Annotated in this window: 8 protein-coding genes; all 8 read left to right on the plus strand. The window is 63.6% G+C overall.

What is annotated here, in order from left to right; genetic code table 11:
• The coding region (locus ACLP25_RS15155) for a Tll0287-like domain-containing protein (protein WP_442470016.1) at window positions 1–448 on the plus strand (448 nt) is incomplete at its 5' end.
• A 147-nt stretch (window positions 449–595) separates the two neighbouring features.
• Complete coding sequence (locus ACLP25_RS15160; RefSeq protein ID WP_442470017.1) at window positions 596–1,129, plus strand: hypothetical protein; 534 nt, start codon at window positions 596–598, stop codon at window positions 1,127–1,129.
• Window positions 1,130–1,358: 229 nt separating this feature from the next.
• Window positions 1,359–2,591 carry a serine hydrolase domain-containing protein gene (locus ACLP25_RS15165; protein ID WP_442470018.1) on the plus strand — a complete coding sequence of 411 codons (1,233 nt, stop codon included), beginning with the start codon at window positions 1,359–1,361 and terminating at the stop codon, window positions 2,589–2,591.
• Between the two features lie 126 nt (window positions 2,592–2,717).
• A complete protein-coding gene (locus ACLP25_RS15170) occupies window positions 2,718–4,067 on the plus strand; it encodes a toll/interleukin-1 receptor domain-containing protein (RefSeq protein ID WP_442470019.1) in 1,350 nt (449 codons plus the stop codon).
• A 210-nt stretch (window positions 4,068–4,277) separates the two neighbouring features.
• Window positions 4,278–5,057: an exodeoxyribonuclease III gene (gene xth, locus ACLP25_RS15175; RefSeq protein ID WP_442470020.1), complete on the plus strand. Its 780-nt coding sequence runs from the start codon at window positions 4,278–4,280 to the stop codon at window positions 5,055–5,057.
• Window positions 5,058–5,164: 107 nt separating this feature from the next.
• Window positions 5,165–5,590, plus strand: a complete 426-nt coding sequence (locus ACLP25_RS15180) for a hypothetical protein (RefSeq protein ID WP_442470021.1) — start codon at window positions 5,165–5,167, stop codon at window positions 5,588–5,590.
• 39 nt (window positions 5,591–5,629) lie between these two features.
• Window positions 5,630–5,854 carry a hypothetical protein gene (locus tag ACLP25_RS15185; protein ID WP_442470022.1) on the plus strand — a complete coding sequence of 75 codons (225 nt, stop codon included), beginning with the start codon at window positions 5,630–5,632 and terminating at the stop codon, window positions 5,852–5,854.
• A gap of 235 nt (window positions 5,855–6,089) precedes the next feature.
• The gene (locus tag ACLP25_RS15190; protein ID WP_442470023.1) at window positions 6,090–6,803 is read left to right on the plus strand and encodes a DUF1254 domain-containing protein; all 714 of its coding nucleotides are present in this window, start codon (window positions 6,090–6,092) and stop codon (window positions 6,801–6,803) included.
• Window positions 6,804–6,859 lie beyond the last annotated feature (56 nt).

Raw genomic sequence — 6,859 nt, forward strand, 5'->3', positions numbered from 1 at the left:
TCTCAACCCGACCAATCCGCGCGACCGCGCGTCGGATTGGCAGAGGGACGTCGTCGACATGTTCCGCAGCGACGCGTCGAGGAAAGAGTTTGTCGGCCGGCGCGAGTCGCCCGCGGGGCCGGTGCTCTATGTCTCGACCCCGATCCGAGCCGACAAGAGCTGCCTCGAATGTCACGGCCTTGCCGTGAACGCGCCGCCGGAACTTTTGCGGCGCTATGGTCCGGACAACGGCTTCGGCTGGACGCTGAACGACGTGGTCGGCGCGCAGATCGTCAGCATTCCGGCGCAGCTGGCGCAGGACCACGCCGTCGCGACGCAAAGAACGATCATGATCTGGCTCGGGGGCGTGCTCGCCGGCTGCTGGGCCTTAATCAATCTGCTCGTTTACGTCTTCTACAAGCGGAACGCGTTCGCGAAGCCTTTTGCGCCCGCCACCGCGGCCGGCTGACGGCGCCGCGTCACCCCAGGTTCAGCTCCTTTCCCGAGGGCTTCCGGTTCGCTCCGCCTCCGCATTTACCAAACCTTGGCGCAAATCCTTTCCGGTCTCCCGAACGGGACGCTATTATTTCGGCATTCGGAAAGGAGCGAGCTCCCCATGGACCAGACCAAAAAACCCCGGCGGCGGTTGAACATCTTGACCCGAACTGCGCGAACCAAACGCATCTTTGCGCGGCTGCGCGAGGGATGGGCTTATGACGACATCGCCAAGGAGGAGCGTCTCTCGGCCGAGCGCGTCCGCCAGATCGTCGGCCAGGTGCTGGAAAACCGTGTCCTCGACCGCGGCGAGGACCACGCGCACCTGCAGCTCGAACGTCTGCGGCCGGCGCTGCGGCTCGCGGGCGAAGCGGTGGCGCGCGGCGAGCTCAAGGCCATCGGCCCGCTGATCAAGCTGATCGACCGGCTCGACAAGCATCAGGGCGCAATTGTGAAGCCGTTCGCCTACACCGCCGATCATCGCAAGCGCCTGCTCGACAAGCTCAACTTCATGGCCGCGAACCTCGCGCCGGACGACGAGGACCCCGTGCTGAAGAGCGAACCGGACGAACCCGGTCGCGAGGAGGCGGCGCCCCTAGGCGAGGAGGCGGGCCCGCAAGATTTTTTCGCCCGGGACCTCCCCGTAACCACTTGAAAAGCCCCGATTCGGACGAAGGAATCCAAGGAATTCCAAGACATTCCAACCCTCGTCCGGCCGGCTTTTCGCGGACGCCCGATGCGCCGCCGCGGAGGCCTGAGGAAATCCAAATCGAACGGGTCGAGCGGCCCCTCGGATGCAGCGCCCGACGATCGCTCGACTCAGGCTTGATCGCGATCGTCGCCCGGTCGATCATGGCCGAACGAACCGTCGAGGGAGGAAGACCATGCGAGTCGAGGCCGCCGAAAGCGTCGGAATGAATGCGGATCGCCTGAAACGGATCGGGCGCTGCATGCAGGCATACGTCGACCGCGGAATTTATGCCGGCGTCAGCACGCTGATCGCGCGACGCGGCAAGATCGTGCACGCCGAAAGCTTCGGCTGGCGGGACAAGGAAGCCAAGACGCCGATGACCGCGGACACGATCTTCCGCCTCTATTCCATGACCAAGCCGATCGTCTGCACGGCCCTCATGACGCTTCTGGAAGAAGGGCGCGTCCACCTCGTCGACCCAGTCGCCGCCTACCTGCCGGCTTTCGGGCGCGTAAAAGTTCTCGGACCCGAAGGCGTCCTCGTTGACCCCGTCCGCCCGATCTTCGTCGCAGACCTGATGGCGCACACGAGCGGCCTCACCTACCACTTCCTCGAAGATTCCCCGGTCAGCACCCTCTACGAGAGAGCGAAGCTCCTCGATCCGAAAGTGACGCTCAAAGACGCGATCGACGATCTCGCCGAGTTTCCGCTGGCCTTTCAGCCGGGCTCGCGCTGGCACTACAGCGTCGGCATCGACGTGGCGGCGCGCGTCATCGAGGTGATCGCAGGCAAGCCGCTTGCAGTCGTGCTCAGCGAGCGCCTGTTCGAGCCGCTTGGCATGGTCGACACCGCCTTTGAGATCCCGGCCAAAAAGCGGGCGCGGCTCGCCGCCATGTACGGAAGGCCCGATTTCGCCCGTCCCGAGTCGAAGATGAGCGCCGCATTCGAGGTCTGGAAACAAGGCGTTAACGAGCGGCTGGATGTGTCCGCCACCTATCCCGTCGATGCGCCCGAGACCTTCGTTCGTGGCGGCCACGGGCTGTTCAGCACGATCGGCGATTACCTTCGCTTCGCTGAGATGCTGGCGAACGGCGGCGAACTCGACGGGACGCGGATCATCGGTCGCAAGACCCTGGCGCTCATGCCCGCCAACCGCGTGCCTCCCGCCCTTCTTCCGCTCGAGATCGGCGGCCTTCCCCTGCTCGGCTACGGCTTCGGCCTCGGCTCGCGGGTGGCGATGGACGTGGCGCTCACGGGAGCGCCGGGATCGGTTGGCGAGTTCGGCTGGTCCGGCGCCGCCAAGACCCATTATTGGGTCGATCCTCAGGAGCAGATGGTCGGGCTCTTCATGACCCAGTCCATGCAAAGCTTCGACCTGCCCGAACTCGACCTGCGCGCCCTCGCCTACCAGGCGATCGACGATTGACTCGTCCTGACCCAGGGCCGCGGGGCGGCCTGCGTTGCGCGGCCCACGATTTCCGACCGCTATCTGTTCACAACAACCGATGGTATGGACTCGTTTGTTGTCTCCTCTCCAGTCGGAAGCGAATTGATGGCGGGCGGCGCAAACACCCCTCGATGTTACGTCTCCTACGCCTGGGCTGACGAAGGGGACCCGCATCGCGAGGCGCAGGTCGACGCGCTGTGTGAGCAGGCCAAGAAAAATGGCGTCGAGATCGTTCGGGACAAGGACGCGCTGAAGGCGGGAGACCGCATATCCGATTTCATGCGCCGGATCGGAGGCGGCGACAGGGTGTTTGTCTTCCTGAGCGACAAATATCTAACGTCGCCATTCTGCATGAATGAACTGTTCCAGATGTGGAAGAATAGTCGAGAAGATCCAGAAGATTTTCTCCGGCGCGTTCGGCTTTTTACATTAGACGACGCCAAATTCAGCAAGATCATCGATCGAATCCGGTACGCCGAATATTGGCAGCAGGAACACGATAAGTTGGCAGACGTACTGAAGGGCAAGTCACCAACCCTGCTGTCGGAGGCCGACTACCGCAGCTTTCGTCTGATGGACGACTTTGCGGCGCACATCGGAGACATTCTGGCGCTGTTTTCCGACACGTTGCGCCCGAGGAGCTTTGACGAATTCCTGAAATACGGCTTTGACGATCCTACCCAGCAAGCGACTCCTGTCGAGCCGCCGGCGCAGGCGCAGGCGCCGCCGATGCGACCGACGCCTTCGCCGGTCGGCCCTCGGAGATCGAAGGGATTGCTGGCGTCGGCGCTCGCAGTTCTTGTCGTCGTCGCCGCCGCCGCAGGGAGCTGGGCCGTCTTGCGGAACTGGCAGTCTCCAACGGTCGCCCCGAATCACGGTAACGGATCTGTCGCGCCTCCGCCTTCGCCTGAAACGGCCTGGTGTTATCAGGAACATAAATCTAACGGGCCATATTTCGTCGCCTGCCACAAGCAGCAGGCCGATTGCGCCAAGGAACGAGGCGAGAATAACCCCACGCCAGGAACAAATTGCCAGCCGGTCGACCTGTCGAAGGCTGCGTGGGCCCCTTCGCAGGGCGGCTTGCTTGGCTCACAGTACTCGACGTCCAGCACGCCGTTTCCGACGCCATTTCCACAAATCGACGAACCTGCGCCCTTCGACAAGGCGCAGTATCTGGTCTTCATCCAGTTTGCCGGCTACAACCAGCCCGACATTCAGAAGCTGGCCGACAAACTCTCGGCGCAGGCCTGGAACGTCCAGAAAGGCCTGGACCGGCAGGCGAGCGCGGCCGGACTCTCGGAAGTGCGATACCACGACGTCCTGCAGAAGGTTCCCGCCGAAACCCTGGCTGCCGCGATCAACGCGACAGGCATCGTCACGACGCCGGTGAAGGCGGTTGCCGTCGCCCCCGTCCATGCGAACGTGCTCGAAGTCTGGGTCGGGCAGCGGCAGTAAGATCAGGCCCAGCGGCAGCCGCAAGGCGACCTTTCGCAGGGCCGAACGTCGCTCATGACGCCCATCCCGGCCCGGTCGCTCGCCGGAGGCAGGGGTATCGCTTTCCCGAAATGGCGTTCAATGCGGCGGAGACGCGGGGCGCCCTCCCCTTCGCGCCGCTCCCGTGGCACGATGGACACGGATTCGCCTCGCCCCTCGGAGTCCCGCGCCTTGCGCATCGCCACCTGGAACGTCAATTCGGTCCGCCAGCGGATCGGCCATCTCCTCGACTACCTGAAGGAGGTTGCGCCGGACGCGCTCTGTTTGCAGGAGATCAAGTGCCTCGACGACCAGTTCCCGCGGATGGAGGTCGAGGAGCTTGGATACAACGTCGAGACCCACGGGCAGAAGGGCTTCAACGGGGTCGCGATCCTTTCCAAGCGCCCGTTCGAGGTCGCCCGCGGCCTGCCGGGCGACGATTCGGATGTCCAGTCGCGCTACATCGAGGCCGTCATTCCGACGGACAAGGGCGTCGTGCGGCTCGCCAGCGTCTACCTGCCGAACGGCAACCCGCCCGACAGCGACAAGTATCCCTACAAGCTCGCCTTCATGGACCGGCTGATCCGGCATGCGCGAAAGCTGCTCGAGTACGAGGAACCGATGGTGCTGGCCGGCGACTTCAACGTCATCCCCGAGGCGAAGGACGCCGCCCGTCCGGAGCTTTGGACCGGCGACGCGCTGTTCCTGCCGCAGACGCGGGAGAAATTCCGCGAGCTCATGGCGCTCGGCCTGACCGACGCCCTGCGCGCCACGACCGACGCGGGAGGCCTCTTCACGTTCTGGGACTATCAGGCGGGAGCGTGGCAGAAGAACAACGGCATCCGCATCGACCATCTCCTGCTCTCGCCCCAGGCGGCCGACCGGCTCCAGTCCGTCGAGATCGACAAGGCGATTCGCGGCCGCGACAAGGCCTCCGACCACACGCCGATCCGAATCGAACTCACGGTGTGAGAACGCCTGCCGGGCAGTCGTTGTTTCAGGATCACGAATGTGAAATGCTCCCTGTCACGAGCCCGCGAGACAAATTCTGGGCCGAAACGGCGGATCGGGAGGCAAACATGCCAAGGTTGTCACTGGTGATCGGGATGGCCGCTCTCGCCGGGGTGCTCTGCGCCGAGGCGGCGCAGGCGCAACCCTCGCGCATCATCATTTCGCGCCACGGCGAAAAGAAGGACAGCTCCAAGCTTTGCAAAGTCGGGAAACTGCGCGCGCAGGCCCTCGCGGCTCAGTACCTCGGCAAGAACGCGCCAGGGAACGACACGATTTTTGGAAAGGGCGGGAAGCCCGACGCTTTTTTTGCGGTGACCGAGCATACGCAGGAAACGGCGAAGCCATCGGCTGAGAGTTGGGGCAAAGAGCTCACGGTCTTTTCGAAAGGCGGTCTCGACACGGAAACGAAGGATGCCGCAGCCGCGCTCGAGTCGGCGGCGTATAACGGCAAGGTCGTCGTTGTCGTCTGGGAGCACAAACACATCGCCGAATAAGACTCTTCGGGGAAGGAGGATCCCGACACGCTTAGGGCGTTGCTCAAACTTGACCAGATTCCTGGCGCCAACGTGCCGGTGAAATGGGAGGGCGACAACTACGACTACTTCTGGATTGTCGACTACACGGGTTCGCAGCCGACCTTCACGGTCGTCCAGCAGGACTACGCCGCCGCGACCGATGCGCAGGTCCCCAACAACGGATGGGGCGCGAAGGTCGACAAGAGCCAGTTTCCGGAGTTCTACAAGGACTGCGAGCATTAGCTTCGTCCCGCGGAGGGGTGGCGTCTCGCCGCCCGAGGCGGCGCGGAATTCCTGTTGGCAGCCCCATGGAGGTCGCTGTCAATCAGAGAGGCGGCGTCTCGCCGCATTAGGGGCGCGAGACGCGCTCACTCCGTTGGAGCCAAACATCGAACGGGCCTGCCCCGCGCCACGCATTGCCGCGGGCGTGATGCTGTGCTTGTTTGCCGCCGCTTATTTCAAGCCTTGGGGGCCTTTCATGCTGACCAAACGCGATCTCCTTCGCTTCGGCGCCGCGGGCGCGCTCACTTCCGCCCTGCCTGCCGCCGCTCTCGCCCAGAACGCCCGACCGGGGTTCTTCGGGGCAATAGACATCGCGCAGAACGGCTTCGCCTACGGGCTGCCGATCGTGATGAATTACGCCGTCATGTACAAGTTCGTCCTCGACAAGGACTCCGGCCAGTACAAGGCGCCGTTCAACGAAATCTACAATGCCCGCGACACGTTCACCTACAAGGACACGGCGGTCGTCACCCCGAACGCCGACACGCCCTATTCGATGCTGTGGATGGACCTGAGGGCCGAACCGATCGTCATCAGCGTGCCCGCGGTCGACTCCAAGCGCTACTACTCGGTGCAGCTCATCGACAGCAGCACCTACAACTACGGCTACATCGGCTCGCGAGCGACCGGCAACGAACTGGGCGACTACATGGTCGTGGGCCCGAATTTTCGGGGCGATACACCAGCTGGACTCAAGAAGGTGTTCAAGTCGAGTTCGCAGCACTCGCTGGCGATTTTCCGCACCCAGCTCTTCAATGCCGCCGACATGGACAACGTGATCAAGGTCCAGGACGGCTACAAGGCGCGCCCGCTCTCGGCTTTCCTCAACCAGCCCGCCCCTCCGGCGGCGCCGGCCATCGACTTCCCCAAGATCGACGACGACCTCGCGAAGACGAAGTTCTTCGACTAAGTGGCCTTCATGATGCAGTTCATGCCGCCAATGCAGAACGAGGACGCGATCCGCGC

The sequence above is a fragment of the Roseiarcus sp. genome (assembly GCF_052145395.1).
Classification (GTDB): domain Bacteria; phylum Pseudomonadota; class Alphaproteobacteria; order Rhizobiales; family Beijerinckiaceae; genus Roseiarcus.